The 20282-nt window shown below is 39.1% G+C and carries 19 protein-coding genes; 11 read left to right on the top strand and 8 right to left on the bottom strand.

Features of this window, described 5'->3' with window-relative positions:
* Positions 1 to 16 precede the first annotated feature (16 nt).
* Positions 17 to 2794, bottom strand: coding sequence for an aconitate hydratase AcnA (gene acnA, locus ASG38_RS01895; protein ID WP_056066331.1), 2778 nt, complete (start codon positions 2792 to 2794; stop codon positions 17 to 19).
* A gap of 318 nt (positions 2795 to 3112) precedes the next feature.
* Positions 3113 to 3553, bottom strand: a complete 441-nt coding sequence (locus ASG38_RS01890) for an SRPBCC domain-containing protein (RefSeq protein ID WP_056066328.1) — start codon at positions 3551 to 3553, stop codon at positions 3113 to 3115.
* 232 nt (positions 3554 to 3785) lie between these two features.
* Between ASG38_RS01890 and ASG38_RS01885 the strand changes: the two genes are divergently transcribed.
* Both ASG38_RS01885 and ASG38_RS01880 read left to right on the top strand, forming a co-directional pair.
* Positions 3786 to 4373, top strand: a complete 588-nt coding sequence (locus ASG38_RS01885; RefSeq protein ID WP_056066326.1) for an autotransporter domain-containing protein — start codon at positions 3786 to 3788, stop codon at positions 4371 to 4373.
* A gap of 111 nt (positions 4374 to 4484) precedes the next feature.
* Positions 4485 to 4907, top strand: coding sequence for a hypothetical protein (locus ASG38_RS01880; protein WP_056066323.1), 423 nt, complete (start codon positions 4485 to 4487; stop codon positions 4905 to 4907).
* 3 nt (positions 4908 to 4910) lie between these two features.
* On the opposite strand, the gene ASG38_RS01875 is transcribed toward ASG38_RS01880, so the two are convergent.
* Together ASG38_RS01875 and ASG38_RS01870 are read right to left on the bottom strand one after the other, a co-directional pair.
* Positions 4911 to 5606, bottom strand: a complete 696-nt coding sequence (locus ASG38_RS01875; protein WP_306565942.1) for a LytTR family DNA-binding domain-containing protein — start codon at positions 5604 to 5606, stop codon at positions 4911 to 4913.
* Positions 5603 to 6643, bottom strand: coding sequence for a sensor histidine kinase (locus ASG38_RS01870; protein WP_056066320.1), 1041 nt, complete (start codon positions 6641 to 6643; stop codon positions 5603 to 5605). The genes ASG38_RS01875 and ASG38_RS01870 overlap by 4 nt, the downstream gene beginning before the upstream one ends.
* A 165-nt stretch (positions 6644 to 6808) precedes the next feature.
* Between ASG38_RS01870 and ASG38_RS01865 the strand changes: the two genes are divergently transcribed.
* From ASG38_RS01865 to ASG38_RS01840, 6 genes are all read left to right on the top strand, one after another.
* Positions 6809 to 8194, top strand: a complete 1386-nt coding sequence (locus tag ASG38_RS01865) for a TolC family protein (protein ID WP_056066317.1) — start codon at positions 6809 to 6811, stop codon at positions 8192 to 8194.
* Positions 8195 to 8206: 12 nt separating this feature from the next.
* Complete coding sequence (locus ASG38_RS01860) at positions 8207 to 11491, top strand: efflux RND transporter permease subunit (protein ID WP_056066314.1); 3285 nt, start codon at positions 8207 to 8209, stop codon at positions 11489 to 11491.
* Positions 11481 to 12575 carry an efflux RND transporter periplasmic adaptor subunit gene (locus ASG38_RS01855; protein WP_056066311.1) on the top strand — a complete coding sequence of 365 codons (1095 nt, stop codon included), beginning with the start codon at positions 11481 to 11483 and terminating at the stop codon, positions 12573 to 12575. The genes ASG38_RS01860 and ASG38_RS01855 overlap by 11 nt, the downstream gene beginning before the upstream one ends.
* 224 nt (positions 12576 to 12799) lie before the next feature.
* Positions 12800 to 13393 carry a Crp/Fnr family transcriptional regulator gene (locus tag ASG38_RS01850; RefSeq protein ID WP_056066309.1) on the top strand — a complete coding sequence of 198 codons (594 nt, stop codon included), beginning with the start codon at positions 12800 to 12802 and terminating at the stop codon, positions 13391 to 13393.
* A gap of 81 nt (positions 13394 to 13474) precedes the next feature.
* Entirely contained in the window at positions 13475 to 13765 is a 291-nt protein-coding gene (locus ASG38_RS01845; protein ID WP_056066740.1) for a GNAT family N-acetyltransferase, read from the top strand.
* A 5-nt stretch (positions 13766 to 13770) separates the two neighbouring features.
* On the top strand, positions 13771 to 14646 hold the full coding sequence (locus ASG38_RS01840) for a pirin family protein (RefSeq protein ID WP_056066306.1): 876 nt from the start codon (positions 13771 to 13773) through the stop codon (positions 14644 to 14646).
* 39 nt (positions 14647 to 14685) lie between these two features.
* Here ASG38_RS01840 and ASG38_RS01835 read toward each other — a convergent pair whose 3' ends face one another.
* Positions 14686 to 15036, bottom strand: coding sequence for a hypothetical protein (locus ASG38_RS01835; protein WP_056066303.1), 351 nt, complete (start codon positions 15034 to 15036; stop codon positions 14686 to 14688).
* 236 nt (positions 15037 to 15272) lie between these two features.
* Here ASG38_RS01835 and ASG38_RS01830 point away from each other — a divergent pair, with 236 nt between their 5' ends.
* The gene (locus ASG38_RS01830; protein WP_056066298.1) at positions 15273 to 15725 is read left to right on the top strand and encodes a response regulator; all 453 of its coding nucleotides are present in this window, start codon (positions 15273 to 15275) and stop codon (positions 15723 to 15725) included.
* Between the two features lie 94 nt (positions 15726 to 15819).
* Here ASG38_RS01830 and ASG38_RS01825 read toward each other — a convergent pair whose 3' ends face one another.
* The 3 genes from ASG38_RS01825 to ASG38_RS01815 form a co-directional block, all read right to left on the bottom strand.
* The gene (locus tag ASG38_RS01825) at positions 15820 to 16725 is read right to left on the bottom strand and encodes an AraC family transcriptional regulator (protein ID WP_056066295.1); all 906 of its coding nucleotides are present in this window, start codon (positions 16723 to 16725) and stop codon (positions 15820 to 15822) included.
* Between the two features lie 81 nt (positions 16726 to 16806).
* Complete coding sequence (locus ASG38_RS01820; protein ID WP_056066292.1) at positions 16807 to 17649, bottom strand: SDR family NAD(P)-dependent oxidoreductase; 843 nt, start codon at positions 17647 to 17649, stop codon at positions 16807 to 16809.
* A gap of 49 nt (positions 17650 to 17698) precedes the next feature.
* A complete protein-coding gene (locus tag ASG38_RS01815; protein WP_056066289.1) occupies positions 17699 to 18547 on the bottom strand; it encodes an SDR family oxidoreductase in 849 nt (282 codons plus the stop codon).
* A 327-nt stretch (positions 18548 to 18874) separates the two neighbouring features.
* On the opposite strand from ASG38_RS01815, the gene ASG38_RS01810 reads away from it, so the two are divergent.
* Positions 18875 to 19477 carry a TetR/AcrR family transcriptional regulator gene (locus tag ASG38_RS01810; protein WP_235498545.1) on the top strand — a complete coding sequence of 201 codons (603 nt, stop codon included), beginning with the start codon at positions 18875 to 18877 and terminating at the stop codon, positions 19475 to 19477.
* 52 nt (positions 19478 to 19529) lie between these two features.
* The gene (locus ASG38_RS01805) at positions 19530 to 20279 is read left to right on the top strand and encodes an SDR family oxidoreductase (RefSeq protein WP_056066283.1); all 750 of its coding nucleotides are present in this window, start codon (positions 19530 to 19532) and stop codon (positions 20277 to 20279) included.
* The last annotated feature ends 3 nt before the right edge of the window (positions 20280 to 20282 follow it).

The raw sequence follows: 20282 nt of genomic DNA, 5'->3' as shown, positions 1-20282 counted from the left end.
ACTAATTGGATTTGCCCTATGATTTATGAAGGAACTGCCTTAATACATACTGCAATATTCCTTCGTTTCTATAGTATTCTATTTCAATTTTGGAATCCAGTCGGGCAATAGCTTTAAATTGGATTTTTTCTCCGTTTTTCCTTTGGGCAGTAACCTCAACTTCTTTTAACGGCCTGATGTCATTGGCAATTCCTGTTATGCTGAATTGTTCGGTTCCGGTAAGACCTAAACTCTCCGCATTCTGACCGGACAGATATTGTAAAGGCAACACGCCCATTCCTACCAGATTGCTCCTGTGGATTCTTTCATAACTTTCGGCCAATACTGCCTTAACACCTAATAAAAAAGTTCCCTTCGCAGCCCAGTCTCTTGAAGAACCACTTCCGTATTCTTTTCCGGCCAGGATAATCAGCGGAGTCTGTGCTTCTTTATATTTAACCGAAGCATCATACACTGTCATTTCCTCTCCTGTTGGCAGATATTTTGTATAACCGCCTTCTTTATCTGCCAATTTGTTTTTAATACGGACGTTGGCAAAAGTACCGCGAATCATAACCTCATCATGTCCACGACGCGAACCATACGAATTAAACTCTTCTTTAGGTACTCCGCGGCTAAGCAGGTATTTTCCTGCAGCGGATGATTCACCATAAGAACCGGCAGGCGAAATATGGTCGGTTGTAATACTGTCTCCCAAAACCAGTAATGCACTGGCATTTTCTATATCTTTCAAGGGTTGCGGATGGTCAGGAAGATTTTTAAAGAAAGGAGCTTCCTTTATGTAGGTAGATTGATTGTCCCAGACATATATTTTTTCGTTTGGCACCTCAAGGTTCTGCCAGATTTCGTTACCGTCAAAAATAGTCCCGTAGCTATTGGCAAATTGTTTAGGTGATAATACTGAGCTCATGATGCTGTTAATCTCATCGTTTGAAGGCCATATATCTTTTAAATAGACCGGCTGCTGGTTTGGGTCATAGCTAATTGGTTCATTTAAAAGGTCAATGTCAACGCGACCGGCAATTGCATAAGCAACAACCAGCATTGGCGACATCAGGAAGTTCATTTTGATTTGCGGATGTATCCTTGCTTCAAAATTTCTGTTACCGGAAAGTACAGAAGCCATTACCAAATCATGCTCTTCAATAGCTTTGGCTATATGCGCAGGAAGCGGTCCTGAATTTCCAATACAGGAAGTACAGCCATAACCTACGATATGAAATTTCATTGATTGCAGGTCATCTAATAAGTCGGCTTTGATGAGATAATCCGTTACAACTTTGGAACCCGGCGCCAAAGAGGTTTTGACCCACGGTTTTACATTGAGTCCGCGTTCTCTTGCTTTTCGGGCTACCAGTCCTGCCCCAATCATCACATAGGGATTTGAGGTATTCGTACAAGAAGTTATGGCGGCAATAACAACAGCACCATCCGACAACATGAACTGCTCCTGCCCTACAGTTACGGTAACGATTTTCATACCGTCTTCTATTTTTTCTTCAATCTTCGTATCCGGCACCATCGCAGTTTCCGTTTGTATTGGCAAACTGCTTCCTCCTTCGGCAAACCATCGTGTCAGTTGTTCCTGAGGTTTGATGTATTTACGCCCGAATGACTGATTCAGGACATCGATAAACGTTGTCGGAAAATTTTTCAGCAATATCTTATCCTGCGGTCTTTTAGGTCCGGCAACTGTTGGCTCTATCGTTGAAAGGTCTAATTCCAGAACATGTGTATAGGTGATTTCTTCATTTCCGGTACGCCACAATAAATTGGCCTTGCAGTAATCTTCTACAAGCTGCACCTGATTCTCCGAATGGTTCGTCATACGCATATATTCCAACGTTTTCTCATCAATTGGGAAATAGGTTACCGTACAACCAAATTCCGGCGACATATTGCCTATTGTAGCCCGGTCAGGAACAGTAAGATTATCCAGTCCCGGACCAAAAACTTCAACAAACTTTCCAACTACGCCATATTTGCGAAGCAGTTCGGCAATGGTCAAAACCATATCGGTTGCCGTAGAGCCTAACGGAATCTTTCCTGTAAGTCGTAATCCTATAACTTCCGGCATGATAAAATAGATAGGCTGTCCTAAAATGGCAGCTTCTGCCTCTATTCCTCCAACACCCCATGCTATGACACCTATTCCGTTCACCATTGGCGTATGGCTGTCTGTTCCTACCAGTGTGTCCGGAAACACTTCCCCATTACGCTCAATCACACCTTTAGACAGGTATTCCAGATTGACCTGATGGCAGATACCCATGCCCGGCGGTACCACACTAAAATTGCTAAATGACTTTTGTGCCCATTTCAAAAACTGATAACGTTCTTTGTTTCGCTTGTATTCTTCATCCATATTACGGGCATAGGAATACTCCGTTCCAAAATAATCGACCTGCACAGAATGGTCAATAACCAAATCTACAGGAATCAACGGATTTATTTCATCGGGATTCTTGCCTTTACGGGCAATTTCGGCCCTTAGTGAAGCAATATCAACAACTGCGGGAACGCCTGTAAAATCCTGCATCAGAACGCGGGCCGGCTTAAAAGGAATGTCCTTATCCGAAGCTTCGGGTTTCCAATTCAGCAGGGTTTCAATATTTTCGCGTGTAATCGCAAAATCATCAAAGTTGCGCAATGCATTTTCCAACAGTATCCGGATAGAAAATGGCATCTTTTTGATGTTGAATCCGTGCTTTTCCATTTCAGGCAGGCTATAATAAGTAAAGGCCCCGTTTTTGGTATTCAGCAATTTCTTAATCTGATAAATGTCTTTTGTCATAAATCACACGTATTAGTTAATTGAAAAGTACTATAAAGATACGGCATCTCTCTGATACAGCAATATTTGGAATGCTGATTAATCGGGGAAAAATTATGGCTTTATAAAAATTTACCTTACAAAACCAAAAAGCCCCATTTCCATGGGGCTCATTGCTTGCATAATTTAAGTAACTAATTCAAATCCTATATAATTGAAAACAATTATAAGTTCAAGCAATATACTGATATCGAACTATTTAAACTTAACTGTTTACAAATATAGAAATTAGGACTTATTATTCCGAATTTAAGTAGTGGCCATTTCTGAAATCGTTTGCTATTTCTTTTCAGATAATTCCTTGATTTTATTCAGCGCTTTGGGCCAGGTTTCATTGAAGAAATCCTCATATTCCTCGGTTATGCCCATATCAACCAAAAGCTGCGTCTTACCATTTACCGTCTTTAGGGTATAATTTTCAAGGGCTCCGGCCCAATCGTTACTCTTTTCGTTTTCTGTATGCTCGATTCCGTCCATTATGACTCCTAAATGCTCAATAGACATGTATTCATTGGGAATGTTTTTCGCAATTCTGGCTATCATGCCTTCATTATCAGCATTCAGGAAAAGTACTTTACTCCCCTCTTTCCAATCCGTTTCAGCCCTAGAGCCTTCGCTAAAAGGAGCTGTCCATTGCGGATATGTTTCTTTTCCCCATAAAATGTCCCATACTTTTTCGCGTGGTGCATCGACTTCTATTGAAAATTCTATTTTTTTCATCGTTTTATTGTTTTTTTAGTTGTAGCAGTCTGTTTATCAGACCATCTATTACAAATATCCGTCCTTTTTGATTAGTATAAAGGGGTAAAATGCGACAATATCGAGGGTCATTTGGGTAAGATTTTTATTTTTTTTCACAGCCTATGCAACCATTTTCAAACGAGTTGCGTCTATGCTAATAGAAGTCGGTTTTTAATCGGCACCAGAAACACAAACTTTAAAACATATAAAAATGAAACGTATTTTACTTTTAGCCATCCTATTGCCAACATTCAGTTTTGCTCAGGAAAAACAAAATGACAACACAGAAACACCTGAATTAAAACAAAGATTCTGGATTTATGGAAATTCCACCTATTCTGATCCCATACAAACAGGATTGACACTGGAATATAAAAGCAAGAATTTAGACAGTGGCAGAAACTCTTCCAACATATTGAATCTTTCTTATGGAATGATGAATTATGACAACGATATTATAGATGTAGACGGAACCGGTTTTGTAATTGAATTGGGAAGCAGAACCTATATTGAAAAAGGAAAATGGGACGGATTTTATGCTGAAAACTTTATTTCTTATGGAAACATAAAATTTGATGAAACTATTGGCGGTTTAGGAAAGTTCGACGGAACCTATTCTTACTGGAGTATCATTAATCCAAACGTAGGTTACAAATTCATGATTGGAAAAAAATTCAGCATCGACCCCTACGTTGGAGCTAACTGGAAATGGGAAGTAAAAGGTAAAGGTGATGTAGACAATAAAAACGTCGATAACTTTGTATTCAGAGCAGGATTAAAAGTCGGATTTAGCTTCTAATATTATATCGGATTATCAGGGCTAAAAAATTAAGGTAATAATTTACTGTATTTTTAGCCCTTTCTATACTTATTCCATTAAAAACTGTAACAGCAAAATACCACATCATCAATGAAAAAATCATTTTTCCTTATTTCTTTAATTGCACTTATGACGCTTACAAGCTGCAGGGTTACCAAAACAATAACCATGATTAATGCCAAATCCAATGCAGCCGAAACCGAAGTAGAGTTCATAAAACATAAGATTACTTCCATTTCATTCCTGCCATTAAGTGAAGAACAGGAAGAAATTGCCATTGGCATCTGGAAAAAGGAAAAGGAACAGTTGGAAAAAAACAGGCTGAAAAAAAATTCCGATATCGCATTGGTTATTTTTCAATCTGAAAATGAATTCAGAAGTATATTGACACCGGAACAGCTACAGGAATACAAAGCAGAATATAACGATTCCATGATAACAAAATATTTCCTAAGCAACCGTGCTATGAATGAAATTAAAAGGATTTATAAATTGGAAGGAGAAATCAGATAAAACCTATCGGGCAAGCACACGCTCCAGTTCTCTTCTGTAAGTAATGCCCACCGGAATCTTTTGGCTGTTCACGACAAGTACATCTCTTTCATTTTCTTCAATCTTGTCAACGGCCACTATATACGATTTATGAACCCGTAAAAACTGCCCTCCCGGTAAGCTTGCTTCCAGTTCATTGGTAGTCATTGAAGCCAAATATGTTTTCCCGGATGTAAAAATCTTGACATAATTGCCATAGCTCTGTGCAAAAAGGATTTTTCTGACATCCAGGTCTACTATTCCCCCATCTGCTTTTATGCTGATGAACAGGTTGGAAACCATCGCTTTTTTTTCGGCATAAAAAGAAAAGAAACGCTCAATAGATTTCAAAAAACGTGGAAAATAAATGGGTTTTAAAAGGTAATCAATTACGCCATAATCATAACTTTCCAAAGCAAATTCAGAATAGGCCGTAGTGAGGATGGTTCTGGGTTGTGACGGAAGAATCTTTAGCAATTCCAGTCCGGTTATTTCAGGCATATCAATATCGAGAAACATCAGGTCAACCGGGTTTTCCCTAATATAGTTCATTGCCTCAATGCCATTATAGCATTGGTGTACCAGTTCCAGTTCCGGATTTTGACGAATATAATTCGTTAGCACATAATGGGCCGCAGGTTCGTCATCAACAATAATGCATTTTTTAGGGTCCTTCATCATTCGGCTATTTTTTTCAGGGGAAGTTCTAAATCGACTGCATATTCCTTACCTGAATTGTTGATGTCCAGTTTGTAATCATTGCCGTAAATAAGCTTTAGGCGTTCCGTCGTGTTCCTGATTCCTATTCCTGTAGAAACGACATTTACTTTCTTTTCGGGTATGGAATTTCGGATTTTCAGACACAATTTTCCTTTTTCTACGACTATGGTAATATGTACATAGCAATTTTCAATAGCACAGGTTCCGTGTTTGAATGCATTTTCTACAAAAGCAATCAGCAGCATGGGAGAAATCTTATAGGCATTTTCATTATCAATCCTGCTTTCATAAGTAATCTCGCAACGATAACCAACGCGCTCCTTTTCAAGCTGTATGTAGCTGTTAATAAAAGACAGTTCTTCGTCCAGCGATACGCATTGTTTCGCATTGCTTTCCAGCTGATAGCGCATCAGTTGCGATACTTTCATAATCAAATCCGGAGTTCTTTGCGGAAATTCAAGACTGATTCCGTAAAGCGTATTAAAAGTATTAAAAAGAAAATGCGGATTCAATTGGCTTTTAAGCGAGTTGAGCTGCATCTGGTTAAAGAGTAAAGCCTCTTCCCTTTTTTTCTTTTCTTCTCTGTAAAACTTAAGGAACATGACAGGCCCTAAAATACAAATTAACGTACCTACAACAGTTGCCAGTTGGTATTGGTAGCTCTTCTGGTGAGAGAATTCATATAAGGAGGAAGCTTTGGTTAGCCAAACCGATGAAATCTCATAAACAATAACCGAAAAAAGAAGCGCCAGCAAAATCGTCAGTCCCAGATATAAAAGTCCTTTATGTTTTTTTACCAATATGGGTAATAGAAAAAAGCGGTTGGCCTGTGCATGCAGGTATAGCATCAGGTAATAGCCTACACCGGAAAAAACAGCAATTGGAGAATTAAATAAAATCCAATCGTTTTTCAGGGAAAAAATAGAGAATGAAAACAGTAATATTGCAACCTCCTGCCACCATTTATTGTCCAAAACATTGTCGACTTTCAATTTCATTTTTTGCAATTAAGGCTACAAATTAACGATTTATTATTAAATTTTTATCGGATTTAATGACCAATTGAATTCGTCATTTTTTATGAACGATTTGTCATTTAAAACAGCCTCACCTGCTACGTCTGCTGTAAATTTGCACTTTCAAACTTATATCAGGCTTAAAAAATGACTACAAAAAGAATAAGTCTTTTCCTTCTAACCCTCTTTTTCTTTCAAGGGTTTTCCCAAACCCTTAGCCTGAAAGAAGCTGTAGAAACGGGAATGACTAACTACGGAACCCTAAAGGCAAAAAACAAATATGCCGAGGCTTCCAAAGAAAGCGTAAAACAGGCACGCAGAGACTATCTGCCCAACTTAAATCTGGCGGCCCAACAAGACTACGGAACTGTCAATGGCCAAAACGGACCTTTGTATGGATTTGGCGGACTTGGTGTTGCTTCATCCGGACTACCACTCCCGGAACAAAACTGGAATGCGGCTTTTGGGGCCTTATATCTGGTCAACATGAATTGGGATTTCTTCACTTTTGGAAGAGCAAAACAGCGAATCAATCTGGCAAAAGCTGATGCTGAACGTTCTGAAAAAGATTTGGAACAGGAGAAATTCCAGCACAAAATCAAAATTTCTGCTGCCTATCTCAACCTGCTGGCAAGCCAACGACTGCTGATTTCACAGGAAAAAAATCTGGAGCGAGCCGTTGTTTTCCAAAAAATAGCGGCGGCACGAGTAAAAAACGGATTGCTTCCCGGTGTAGATTCAACATTGGCTTCTGCAGAAGTATCCAGGGCAAAAATCATGCTGAATCAGGGCAAAGACCAGGTCAAAGAATTGAACAACAAGCTGGTGGCTCTTATGGGGACAGACATCAAAGACTATGTTCTTGACAGTACATTCGTAAAAAAAATACCGACGTCCATCCTAAGACTCGAAACAGCAACCGACACACTAAATCCTATACTGCAATATTACAGAAGCCGAATCGATTTCAGCAAACAGCAGGTAAGGCTTTTCAAAAGGGAGTACTATCCTACTTTTAGTCTTTTTGGTGTTTACCAGACACGTGCTTCGGGATTCAATTCCAATTATGCTGTCGACCAGACTTCTTATACACGAAATTATTTTGACGGAGTCAGTCCTGACCGCCAGAATTATCTTCTTGGTGTTGGTGTTACCTGGAATCTTACCTCCATTGCAAGGTCAAGCAAAAAAGTGAGTGCCCAAAAGCTCATCTCAGAAGCTTTGCAGGAGGAATACAATGTAATTGACCAGCAACTCAAGACACAATCTGATGCTGCCGATGCCAAAATCAGATATGCCATGGACAATTATGCTGAGGCTCCAAAACAGGTACAGGCGGCAGAACAGGCCTATCTTCAAAAAACAACCCTCTATAAAAACGGACTGACCAATCTTGTGGATGTCACCCAAACGCTTTATACGCTGAACCGTGCCGAAATAGACAGGGACATCATTTATACCAATGTTTGGCAATCGCTTTTGATGAAAGCCGCCGCAACAGGAGATTTTGAATTATTTATTAATGAATTTTAATTTTTACCACAGATGAATTTAATACGTTTTGCACTTCGCAAACCTATCTCCATATTGGTACTAGTGGCCGGGCTTTTCTTTTTCGGAATTGGGGCCGTTCGTGACGTCAAAGTAGATATTCTGCCAAAAATGAACCTTCCGGTAATTTATCTGGCTCACCCTTTTGGAGGTTATACTCCAAACCAGATGGAATCCTATTTTGCAAAAAACTATGTCAACGTTATGCTTTTTGCCAATGGTGTCAAGTCGATTGAAACCAAAAACATTCAGGGATTGACATTGATGAAAGTGACCTATTATGAGGATACCAACATGGCACAAGCCGCTGCCGAATTAAGTGCGCTTTCCAACAGGATTCAGGCCGCTTTCCCTCCGGGTTCACAACCGCCGTTTATTATCCGCTTTGATGCTTCTTCCCTTCCTGTTGGTCAGTTGGTATTGAGCAGTAAAACGCGTTCAAACAATGAATTACAGGATTTGGCTAACGTGTATGTCCGTGCTTCCTTTACTTCAATTCCCGGATTGCTGTCACCGCCACCATTTGGAGGAAGCCCGCGAACTATTGAAATAAATGTTGACCCGGATTTATTGCGTTCACATAATCTTACCCCTGATCAGATTGTAGATGCTATCCGTATCAACAACCAAACGGCTCCTTCCGGAAACGTAAGGATTGGAGACCAGAACTATATCACGCCAACAAACAATACTATCAAGGAAATTAAGGATTTTGAAAAGATTCCATTATTTAAAGGCGGTATTCAAAACCTGTATCTTGGCGATGTAGCTACTGTAAAAGATGGTGCCGATATTACTGCCGGATATGCTTTGGTTAACGGAAAACGCTCCGTTTATGTGAGTATTGCAAAAGCCGGAGATGCTTCTACCTGGGATGTAGTACAAAAGCTAAAGGCAGATTTGCCAAAAATACAAAGCACGCTTCCGGAAGATGTAAAATTATCCTACGAATTTGACCAGTCTGTTTACGTAATCAATTCCGTAAAAAGTTTGATTACCGAAGGTATTATTGGTGCGGTACTGACTGGATTGATGGTACTTTTATTTTTAGGTGACCGCAGAGCCGCTATAATCGTAATCCTTACCATTCCTATCTCTATCATTTCCGGTGTATTGTTCTTAAAATTATTCGGACAAACCATCAACCTGATGTCTCTCAGCGGATTGGCATTGGCTATTGGAATTCTGGTTGACGAAAGTACGGTGACTATTGAAAACATACACCAGCATCTCGACATGGGAAAACCCAAGGCACTCGCCATTTGGGATGCCTGTAAGGAAATTGCATTGCCAAAACTGCTGATTCTTCTGTGTATTCTTGCTGTTTTTGCCCCTGCATTTACCATGAAAGGAATACCCGGAGCCTTATTCCTGCCGTTGGCTTTAGCAATTGGTTTCTCGATGATTATTTCCTTCCTGCTATCGCAGACGTTTGTTCCGGTTATGGCAAACTGGCTGATGAAAAGCCATCCTAAACAAAAACATGGTCCGGAAATGACAGACGATGAAGCTGAATTTATTGCTTCAGGACTTACGCCGGAATCAGAAGATGACACATTCAACCAAAAGAAAATATTAGTTGAAAGGAAGGATTTTAATAATGATGGAAAAATCAGTCGTTTTGAACGATTCAGAAATCGGTTTATGCGAATGCTGGAACGCCTGTTCCCGCTTCGAAAACCGGTTGCGCTTTTCTATTTGTTAGGTATCACAGGATTGGCAATACTGCTCCTTAACGTAATTGGACAGGACGTATTTCCTAAAGTCAATTCAAGTCAGTTCCAGATGCGACTTCGTGCTGCCGACGGAACCCGTTTGGAGCGTACGGAAGAAAAAGCCTTAAAAGCTTTAAAAGAACTTGAAAATATGGTAGGCAAGGAACATGTTTCTATCTCTTCGGTTTATGTTGGGCAACACCCTTCCCTCTTTTCCGTATCGCCAATCTATATGTTTACAGCCGGACCGCATGAAGCCGTTTTCCAGATTGGATTGAAAGATTATCATGCCGACATGGATGAATTTAAAGACCAATTCCGTGAAAGGATTAAGAAAATCCTGCCAGACGTGAAGATTTCTTTTGAACCAATCGAACTCACAGATAAGGTATTGAGCCAGGGTTCTCCTACTCCTATTGAAATCCGTATTGCGGGAAAAAATAAAAAGCTGAATGAAGAATATGCCAATAAGATTATTGCCAAGCTAAACAAAATCAGCTATTTCAGAGACGTTCAGATTGCGCAACCTATCAAATATCCGTCATTGGATATTAACATCGACAGGACACGTGCAGCGCAGGTTGGCGTTGATATGAACGAAATATCGCGTTCCTTAATCGCTTCGACTTCATCTTCCCGATATACCGAAAAAAATACCTGGATTGATGAAAAAGCCGGACTGTCTTATAATGTACAGGTACAGGTTCCTTTAAACAAGATGAAAAGCGTTCATGATATGGGCGAAATTCCTTTGCTTAAAAATTCAACAAGGCCTGTCTTGAGCGATGTGGCTACAATCACGCCCTCTTTCACCTATGGAGAAAATGACAATTTAGGTGCCATGCCCTATATTTCTGTAACCGGAAATATTCACCAAACCGATTTGGGAACGGCTTCAAAAGACGTACAGAAAACTATCGCTTCTTTAGGAGAACTGCCTAGAGGTCTGTTTATCGAACCTATCGGATTAAGCAAAGTATTGGGAGAAACGATGAGCAGCCTGCAAGGCGGATTATTGGTTGCCGTGGTTGTTATCTTCCTGATGCTTTCAGCCAATTTCCAATCGTTCCGTATTTCGTTAGTTATCCTGACAACAGTTCCTGCGGTAGTTCTTGGTTCGTTATTGCTTTTGTTAATCACCGGCTCAACGTTAAACCTTCAATCCTATATGGGAATCATCATGTCTGTTGGAGTATCCATTGCCAATGCCGTACTTTTGGTCACGAATGCAGAACAACTTCGGAAACATAACGGTGACGCGCTCCTATCTGCCAGAGAAGCGGCTTCTTTAAGACTTCGCCCAATCCTGATGACCAGCGTTGCCATGATTGCAGGAATGTTGCCAATGGCCATAGGCCATGGTGAAGGAGGTGACCAGGTTTCGCCTTTGGGAAGAGCCGTTATTGGAGGCTTATTATTCTCTACTTTTACGGTGCTCATTATCTTACCTCTGATTTTTGCATGGGTACAAGGTAAAACCTCAACACAATCCGTATCACTGGACCCGGAAGACAAAGAAAGTAAACATTATATATCATCATTACACCCACAAAATGAAAAATAATTTATACAGAACATCGGCCCTATTATTGCTTCTGGCTGTTTTAAACAGCTGTGGCCCGTCAGAAAAGGCTGAAGCCGCTCCTGTTGAAGAAACAGCACCTGCTGCTATTGAAACTTTTCAAATCAGCAAAGAAAAATTATCTACAGAACTCCGGATTCCTGCAGAACTTACAGGTTTCCAACAGGTTGATATTTATGCTAAAGTAAGTAGCTTTGTAAAAGAACTGAAAGTAGATATTGGTAGCCAGGTAAAAAAAGGACAGCTTTTAATGGTTTTGGAAGCACCGGAAATCAGTTCCCAACTTGCCGCTTCAGAATCAAGACTCCGCTCACAGGAAGCGGTCTATATGGCAAGCAACAGCACCTATAAAAGAATTCTGGAAACCAGTAAGGTAGAAGGAACTATTTCCAAAAATGACCTGGAGCAGTCTGAAGCCAGAAAAAATTCGGATTATGCACAGCTACAGGCAGCCAAAGCGTCTTATAAAGAAATCCAGAACATTCAGGGTTATCTGCAAATTCGTGCACCATTTGATGGAGTCGTTGCTGCCCGTAATGTCAATCTTGGCGCTTATGTTGGCCCGGCCGGAAAAGGCTCAGAACTGCCTTTGTTTACATTACAGGAACAAAGCAAACTTCGCCTTTCCGTATATGTTCCTGAAATGTATACAGGCTATTTGAAAAACGGAGATGAGATTAGTTTCAGCGTCAAATCAATGCCGGGACAAACTTTTAAAGCAAAAGTATCCCGTATGTCAGGAGCTTTGGATAGCCGACTGCGTTCAGAACGTGTTGAAATGGATGTTATCAATACTACTAAAAAACTTTTACCGGGCATGGTAGCTGAAGTATTACTGCCACTAAAAGCTCAGGACAGCAATTATGTTATTCCTAAAACTGCATTGGTTACCTCAAGCGAAGGAACATTTGTTTTGGAAGTTGTAGATAATAAAACAGTCAGAAAACAGGTTCAAAAAGGCCGCGAAGTAGAAGACCGTGTGGAAATTTTCGGAGATATTCCCGAAAACGCACAATTGGTCAAACTGGCTTCGGAAGAAATAAAAGACGGAACTCCTGTAAAATAAAATTTCCTCCCCTTCTAAATAACCCTTTGGCTCCCGGAATCTTTTTCGGGAGCCTTTTTTATAATTTTAGTATCACAAAACCTTAGCACCTTTGCGCATTTGCGAGCAATTATTTTCACGCTAAGACGCAAAGGCGCTAAATAAACTTATCGAGATATATTACAAAAGCTTATCCTAAATAATCGCTTTTATTTCTTAAATTCGTAATTGTTCTATCCCAAAGCATGACCGACCTCTTTAAAAAATACATTATTGATACCCAATGCGCCACTGAAAGTCAATATGAAGAAGTGGAGCATCTTGTCCATCCTGTCAATATAGCAAAAGGGCAGTTATTATTACAGGAAGGCGAAATCTGCGACAAGGCCTATTTTGTTTGCAAAGGTATTCTTCGCTCCTATACTTTGGATGAAGCCGGCAAAGAGCACACCATCCAATTTGCTCCGGAAAACTGGATTATTGCAGACAGAAGCAGTTTTTATTTTCACGAACCTTCAGAAATGTATATCGATGCTTTGGAAAACACCGAAGCGGTTTATGTGCAAAAAGAATTTTTTGACATTGCTGCAAAAAAGTTTGAAAATTTCACAAAAGTCAATACGCTTGCACTCCATAACAATATCAGGCATATGGAAAAAAGAATCAATTATCTTTTAAGTGCATCTGCAGAAAAAAGATATTTGAAATTCATTGAAACCTATCGTGATTTATCGCTTAGGGTTCCACAACTGCTCATTGCTTCCTACCTGGGTATTACTCCGGAAGGTTTAAGCCGCGTCAGAAAAGAACTGGCAAATAAAAACTTCAACAGAGATTAGCCGTTATCCATTTCTTAACCTAGGTTAAGAGCCATGATTTTGATACTGTCTACCTTTACAGTAGTAAAAAAACATTCAATCATGGACTATACAATCACACATAATGAAAGCCGTAAACGATTCGAAATCAGTTTGGATGGAAAGACGGCCTATGTAAAATATGAACTTTTTGACGGAGGCATTGCTTATATGCACACTATTGTTCCTGCTGAACTGGAAGGTAAAGGAATAGCTTCTGCCCTCGCAAAATATGTCCTCGACTATGCAAAGAATAACAGACTGAAAGTAAAACCTTATTGTCCGTTTATTAATGCTTATATCGACAGGCATCCTGAATATCAGGAAAATTCACTTTTTCACACTAAACATTGAGTATCATGACAACAAAAAAAATAGAACGCATAATTACACCACCAGCTCCGCATATGGTTGGGGACGGTTTCAGAGTACATAATTTTATTCCGTCTGCATATGGTTTGAGTATGCAACGCATGAGTCCTTTTATTATGATGGACTATAATTCTAAATTTTACTTTCCTCCTACGCAGGAATTAAGAGGCGTTGGCGTACATCCGCACAGAGGGTTTGAAACCGTAACTATTGCCTACAAAGGAAAAGTAGCGCATCATGACAGTGCCGGCAACAGCGGTGTTATTGGCGAAGGTGACGTGCAATGGATGACCGCGGCATCGGGAATTCTTCACAAAGAATATCATGAAGAGCAATTCAGTAAAGAAGGCGGAGAGTTCCAAATGGTACAGCTTTGGGTAAACTTACCGGCAAAAGATAAAATGTCGGCTCCAAAATATCAGGGAATCACAAACGATGCTATTAACAAATTCCGATTGCCAAATGACAAAGGGCTAGTAGAAGTAATTGCTGGAACCTATAACGGTATTTCCGGAACTGCCTCTACATTTACTCCCGTAAATCTGTTGAATGCTAAACTGAATAAAGGAGCCTCCGCTTCATTTGATTTTCCGGCTTCCTATAATACGGCATTGCTTGTATTGGAAGGAAGCATCAAAGTCAATGGTGAAGATAAAGTGGCAACAGACCATTTCGTATTATTTGCCAATGAAGGTGAAGAATTTACGATTGAAGCATTAGAAAATGCTGTAGTATTGGTTTTGGGCGGAGAACCTATTAATGAACCTATAGCCGCACATGGTCCGTTTGTAATGAACACTCAGCAGGAAATAATTCAGGCCTTTAATGATTTTAATATCGGCCGTTTTGGATATCTTGAATAAAAAGAAGCCCGAACTTAATTGTTCGGGCTTTATTTTTGATTAAAATTCCGTCTCAATTCCTATATATTCCTGATTCCCATTAATCCAATAGCGTGAAATATAGTTTTCATCCTCCTCAAGGCATTGAATGGCCTTATCAATTATCAGGGCATCATAAATCTTATAATCCTGTACCTGGTGTTCATCCAGAATAAGAATAACCTCAAAAAAGGTGGCCGGTTCTTCTTTTATATTGTCCGGAGTATCTGACTGGCTTTCGATATCGCAGAACGATTCCACCTTATACAATTCGGCTTTCCCCGATTTAAGGCAGTCAATTATCCTGTCAATGATATCTCTCGTTGTCTCATCATCAAGGTTTTTACCTGCAATTTTTAATCTCTCCGGCATCTTAAATTGGCACATTGCGACCATTGTAATCTTTTTTAAATTTATTTTCAGTTTTTATAAATTTCGGTTATTTCTGCCAAAAAACCATTATACAATTGTCGCTATGATTTACAGATTTCATTACGTTAAAGTATAGCCAAACCCATTCATTTAGAATTACATTTTCTATCTTTGGTAAACAAACTAATTTGAATCTTGCTTGTAATTAATTTTAAATCAAAAATTTAGCATTAAGTATGAGACTATTCGAAGAAAAGATTAACATTGTATTGGCTGATGATGACAGGGATGAATGTGAATTATTTAAAGAGGCAGTTAGCGAAATCAATGAGAATTACAATCTTATTTTTTTCTCTAACGGAAAAGAACTTATGGACTACCTGAACGACAATGAAATCCATAATCCCGACATCATCTTTTTAGACCTCAATATGCCTTTTATGTCAGGAGTAGACTGTTTGAGACAGATACGTGCCGACGAAAAATATTCTGACACCGCAATTGCCATTTATTCCACCTCATCTTCCGATCAGGACCAGGAAGACACCTTTACATTAGGGGCTAATGTTTATATAAAAAAGCCTAGCGATTATGCTGCCATGAAAAAAATACTCCAGCATATTTTCAAAACCTACTGGCAATACCATACGTCAGACATGAACAGGGAAACTTTCCTGATTTCTGTTTAGTATATGAAGGAATAAAATTCAAACATTTTAAAATAATGGAAAAGCCGACTTTAAAACAAGCCGGCTTTTTTTATAAATAGAGAAATTGTTTGTTTTATGCAGAACGATAAACTGAAGGTGCCACCTGCATCTGTTTCTTGAAAAAATTATTAAAATGAGCCGGTTCTTCAAAACCCAGACAATAACTGATTTCCGAAATGTTCCAGTCTGTATGCTTTAGCAAGGCTTGCGCTTCATTAACCAATCGCTGTGAAATCAAATCGGTTGTAGTTTTTCCGGTAGTCATCTTAATGGCACGGTTCAGGTGATTCACATGAACGTAGAGTTTTTCGGCAAAATCTTTAGCGGAACGAAGCGTAAACCGCTGCGATGGCGATTCTATAGGAAACTGTCTTTCCAGCAATTCCGTAAAAACCGAAGTTATTCTGGAATTTGCATCCGGATGTTGGTATAGTTTTTCAGACGGCTCAATTTTCATCGCACTGTGAATCATTTCCGTAACATAATTGCGAATCAAATCATATTTATAAACATAATCCGAATTGATTTCGTTAATCATCCTCTGGAAAATATCACTAATCTGTTTGTCCTGCTCTTCATTAAGAATATAAGCCGGCTTGCCCCCTATTTTGAACATAGGCAGACTGGAAATGCTGTTTCGTAATGACTCCGTAAAAAAGGCTTCTTTGAAAATACAGAAAAAACCTGAACGGTCGTCAGACAACGATTCAACAGTATAAGGCACCTGCGGATTGAAAAAAATAAGTGCGGAACCGTTAACTTCAAGGCTTTTATCGGCATAATGGAAAACATTTTTTCCTCTTGCCAGGCTAATTTTATAAAAATCTCTTCTTGTATAACTTATCGGGACATATACATCATTTTTATAGCAGTCTTCGGCTCTGATAACATTAAAGTACCCCAACCCTTGCTGTAAATCCTCAGGTAAGTAATTGAGCTTTTGTTTATAAAAATCTTCTATCGTTTCGGTCTTCGGCATAATTTTATTTTTTTAGGAACCAGCCTTTTTACAGGCTGGTTGTATATTGTAAGTTTCAATTGTAAAATTCAAATACGGCTATCATTCCTGAAAGTCGGTTGAAAGTGTGGTATCTTTCCAATCTTCTAACATTTGTGTTAGCGTTCCTAATTTTGCTGACGCTCTTCTGTAAGCATCACTTCCAAGATATAATCTTACAGGAGGATTATCGCTTTCAGCCAGATGAATCATCACTTCTGCTGCTTTTTCAGGGTCGCCTAGCTGATTGCCATTCATTTTATGGAACTTATCGTGTGATGCATGAACCTCTTCATAATCTTCTATTGAATTCTCAGCGAACACTAGCGATTCTTTTGTCAAAAACTGCGTTCGGAAAGCTCCCGGGGCGATAGCCGTAACTTTGGTACCAAGTTGCCTTACATCATCTGCCAATGATTCTGACAAACCAATGATAGCGTGTTTGGCCGCCGCATAAATAGACCATCCCGTAGCAGGTGCAAATCCGGCTATAGAAGAAATATTGATAATATATCCGGAACGTTGTGCTCTTAGATAAGGCATGGCATATTTGATGACATTGATGGTCCCGAAAACGTTGATATTAAAGGCCTCCGAAATTTCTTCCTGTGACAATTCTTCAATAGTACCTCCTATTCCGTAACCGGCATTGTTCACAATCACATCAATCTTTCCATAAACTTCCTGTGTTCTCCTAATAGATTCAGCTACAGATTGTTCATCTACCAAATCTACTTCCAAAGGTAAGAAATTTTCTGAATTTCCTGCACCAACAGCTTCACTCAAAGTAGCAGCATTTCTTGATGTTGCGGCAACTTTATAACCTGTTGCCAGTAATTTTTTTACTAAGGCAAGTCCCAGTCCTTTTGAAGCTCCTGTTACATACCAAATTTTATCTGTTTTCATATTTTTTTCGTTTAATTAATAATAAATAAGGCTTGCGTCGTAAAAGAATTTAGTTGTCGAATCCGGTAGCTGCGGCATACTCCCGAACTGCTTCCATATTTTCTTTTACTGATTGTATTTTGACTTCTGCCATTGCATAAGCATCCTGTCCTAAAAACAAATGCACCGGAGGATTTTGCATTTCGGCTGTTCTGATAAAAGCTAAGGCTGCTTTATGCGGGTCACCAGGCTGATTGCCATTGATTTCGTTTTCATGTGCAGATTGGACATCTCTAACTGTTTTGTATTCCTGGAGTTGATTTTTAGGAACACTCAATGAGGAATCTTTCAGGAAATCTGTACGGAAATAACCCGGAGAAACAATAGTTGCTTTTATTCCGAAAGGTTTTACTTCTTCTGCCAACGACTCTGTAAATCCCTGAACAGCGAACTTGGTCGCGCAATAGATTCCAAAGCCGGGAAAAGCTCCTGTGAATCCTCCAATAGAAGAAACATTAAAAATATGTCCTGATTGTTGCTTTCTCAAATAAGGCAATACTTTACGGATAACATTTAAAGAACCGAAAACATTGACATCAAAGTTTTGTCTTGCTTCAACATCAGTAAGCTCTTCCAAAGCTCCTGCAAGACCGTAACCTGCATTATTAACAATAACGTCAACTCTCCCAAATTGCGCTACAGTTGCCTGTATGCTTTTTTCGATACTCTCTTCACTAAGAAGATTTACCTGCAAAGGCAGAAAATTATCCGCATCACCTATAGCTTTTTTAAGTTCTTCTATACTTCTTGATGTAGCCGCCACTTTTTTACCTTCATTTAGTAACTGTTTCACCAGAGCCAGACCCAGGCCTTTTGATGCTCCAGTGATATACCAAACTTTCTGATTTGAATTTTCCATGATTTAGTTTTTTAAAAAGATTAATGATTCTGTTTGAATTTGATAAGGCAAAATTATTGGCAAAGTGGAACACAGTTATTGCGCAGAGCAAAGCAAAAATTGCAAAATTCAAACAATTCTTAATTTCAGGTGGATTGTACTAAGTAAAAAGCAAATGGGTCGCTTTAAGATCTCATAATAAACTTTGCGCCTTGGCGACTTTGCGAGCAACAATTTCACGCAAAGTTGCCAAGACGCAAAAGTTAGGTTATTAAACACTTTCAATGAGCAATTAAAACTTTAATCAAAAATTAACAAATAATACCAATCGGTATATTTATCTTTGCCATGAAATTTTATCATATCATGGGCAAGGCAGAAAAAACCCGTTCCTATATTATAGAGAAAACAGCACCAATCTTTAATATTAAAGGTTATGCCGGTACGTCTATGAATGATATTACAGAAGCTACAGGACTTACCAAAGGCAGCATTTATGGAAATTTCAGGAATAAAGACGAAGTCGCCCTGGAAGTTTTCGAGTATAACAAAAAGAAAATGCAGGACTTTTTTGCATTGGAAATCAGCAGGAAGAAAACCTATAAAGACAAACTTCTCACTTTTCCTGAACTGTACAACCATGTTTTTAACGGACATTTTATTGATGGCGGTTGCCCGATAATGAATACGGCAATTGAAGCAGACGATACCCATCCAATGCTCAAAGAGGCCGCTAAGAAAGCACTCTTGAATTGGAAAGAGAATCTGGCCAGCCTAATTCAAAAAGGAATTGACAGCAAAGAATTTAAACCGGAAACTAATCCTGAAGAAGCTGCCCTGCTAATGCTTTCCATTATTGAAGGAACCGTAATGATATCAAAACTTACCGGAAAAACGAATTACCTGAAGTCTCTGATGCATTCCTTACGCAAAATCATAAACGACTTATAAATTTTTTTTAATCAAAAATATACCGAATGGTATAAAATAAATTATTACTAAAATGAAAACTAGCAAAAACACAATCTTAATAACTGGCGGAGGCTCTGGAATTGGGTTTGAATTCGCCAAAATATTCTCTGAAAATGACAATCAGGTCATTATTACAGGAAGAAATGAAGAAAAATTAAACAAAGCTGCAGCTTTGCTTAAAAACACGACAGCTATAGTTGCTGATATTACCCGTGAGGAAGATATTGACAAACTGGTGCAAACAATCACAAAACAATATCCAAGCCTGAACGTGCTCATAAATAATGCCGGTAATACTTCTTATTACGATGTTTTAACTCCTAATACTGATGCATTCACAAAGGCTTCCGACGAAATGAATACCAATTATCTTTCTATCGTACGACTTACGGAAAAATTTCTGCCTTTACTGAACTCTCAAACAGAAGCCGCTATCGTAAACGTGTCATCCATCGTGGCTCTGGTTCCAAACAAAACCCTGATTACTTATTCTGCCAGCAAGGCTGCCTTGCATTCCTACACCCAATCCTTACGAATTGCTTTAGATGGGAGCCCTTATGCAACCCAGGTTTATGAAATCATGCCACCATTGGTGAATACTGAATTTTCAAAAGAAATAGGTGGTGAAAACGGAATCAGTCCTGAAGTTGTAGCCCAGGATTTATTGCGTGCTTTTGAGGAAAACCAATATGAAATCCATGTTGGGCAGACATCTTACATTTATGAATTGTCACTCACTTCCCCTAAAGATGCTTTACTGACGATGAATTCCCAATCTTAAAAA

The sequence above is a fragment of the Flavobacterium sp. Leaf359 genome, assembly GCF_001423985.1.
In the GTDB taxonomy this organism is placed as follows: Bacteria; Bacteroidota; Bacteroidia; order Flavobacteriales; family Flavobacteriaceae; genus Flavobacterium; species Flavobacterium lindanitolerans.
The sequence above is the reverse complement of the archived record's forward strand: the minus strand, read 5'-3'. Positions and strand labels throughout refer to the sequence as shown.

Excerpts from the sequence above, each read along its gene's own strand:
- ASG38_RS01810 (WP_235498545.1), top strand. The coding sequence starts at position 18,875 with ATGAAATTTTATCATATCATGGGCAAGGCAGAAAAAACCCGTTCCTAT.
- ASG38_RS01830 (WP_056066298.1), top strand. The coding sequence starts at position 15,273 with ATGAGACTATTCGAAGAAAAGATTAACATTGTATTGGCTGATGATGAC.
- ASG38_RS01880 (WP_056066323.1), top strand. The coding sequence starts at position 4,485 with ATGAAAAAATCATTTTTCCTTATTTCTTTAATTGCACTTATGACGCTT.
- ASG38_RS01820 (WP_056066292.1), bottom strand. The coding sequence starts at position 17,649 with ATGAAAACAGATAAAATTTGGTATGTAACAGGAGCTTCAAAAGGACTG.
- ASG38_RS01865 (WP_056066317.1), top strand. The coding sequence starts at position 6,809 with ATGACTACAAAAAGAATAAGTCTTTTCCTTCTAACCCTCTTTTTCTTT.
- ASG38_RS01850 (WP_056066309.1), top strand. The coding sequence starts at position 12,800 with ATGACCGACCTCTTTAAAAAATACATTATTGATACCCAATGCGCCACT.
- ASG38_RS01870 (WP_056066320.1), bottom strand. The coding sequence starts at position 6,643 with ATGAAATTGAAAGTCGACAATGTTTTGGACAATAAATGGTGGCAGGAG.
- ASG38_RS01845 (WP_056066740.1), top strand. The coding sequence starts at position 13,475 with ATGGACTATACAATCACACATAATGAAAGCCGTAAACGATTCGAAATC.
- ASG38_RS01890 (WP_056066328.1), bottom strand. The coding sequence starts at position 3,553 with ATGAAAAAAATAGAATTTTCAATAGAAGTCGATGCACCACGCGAAAAA.
- ASG38_RS01805 (WP_056066283.1), top strand. The coding sequence starts at position 19,530 with ATGAAAACTAGCAAAAACACAATCTTAATAACTGGCGGAGGCTCTGGA.
- ASG38_RS01855 (WP_056066311.1), top strand. The coding sequence starts at position 11,481 with ATGAAAAATAATTTATACAGAACATCGGCCCTATTATTGCTTCTGGCT.
- ASG38_RS01875 (WP_306565942.1), bottom strand. The coding sequence starts at position 5,606 with ATGATGAAGGACCCTAAAAAATGCATTATTGTTGATGACGAACCTGCG.
- ASG38_RS01815 (WP_056066289.1), bottom strand. The coding sequence starts at position 18,547 with ATGGAAAATTCAAATCAGAAAGTTTGGTATATCACTGGAGCATCAAAA.
- ASG38_RS01885 (WP_056066326.1), top strand. The coding sequence starts at position 3,786 with ATGAAACGTATTTTACTTTTAGCCATCCTATTGCCAACATTCAGTTTT.
- ASG38_RS01835 (WP_056066303.1), bottom strand. The coding sequence starts at position 15,036 with ATGCCGGAGAGATTAAAAATTGCAGGTAAAAACCTTGATGATGAGACA.
- ASG38_RS01840 (WP_056066306.1), top strand. The coding sequence starts at position 13,771 with ATGACAACAAAAAAAATAGAACGCATAATTACACCACCAGCTCCGCAT.
- ASG38_RS01825 (WP_056066295.1), bottom strand. The coding sequence starts at position 16,725 with ATGCCGAAGACCGAAACGATAGAAGATTTTTATAAACAAAAGCTCAAT.
- ASG38_RS01860 (WP_056066314.1), top strand. The coding sequence starts at position 8,207 with ATGAATTTAATACGTTTTGCACTTCGCAAACCTATCTCCATATTGGTA.
- acnA (WP_056066331.1), bottom strand. The coding sequence starts at position 2,794 with ATGACAAAAGACATTTATCAGATTAAGAAATTGCTGAATACCAAAAAC.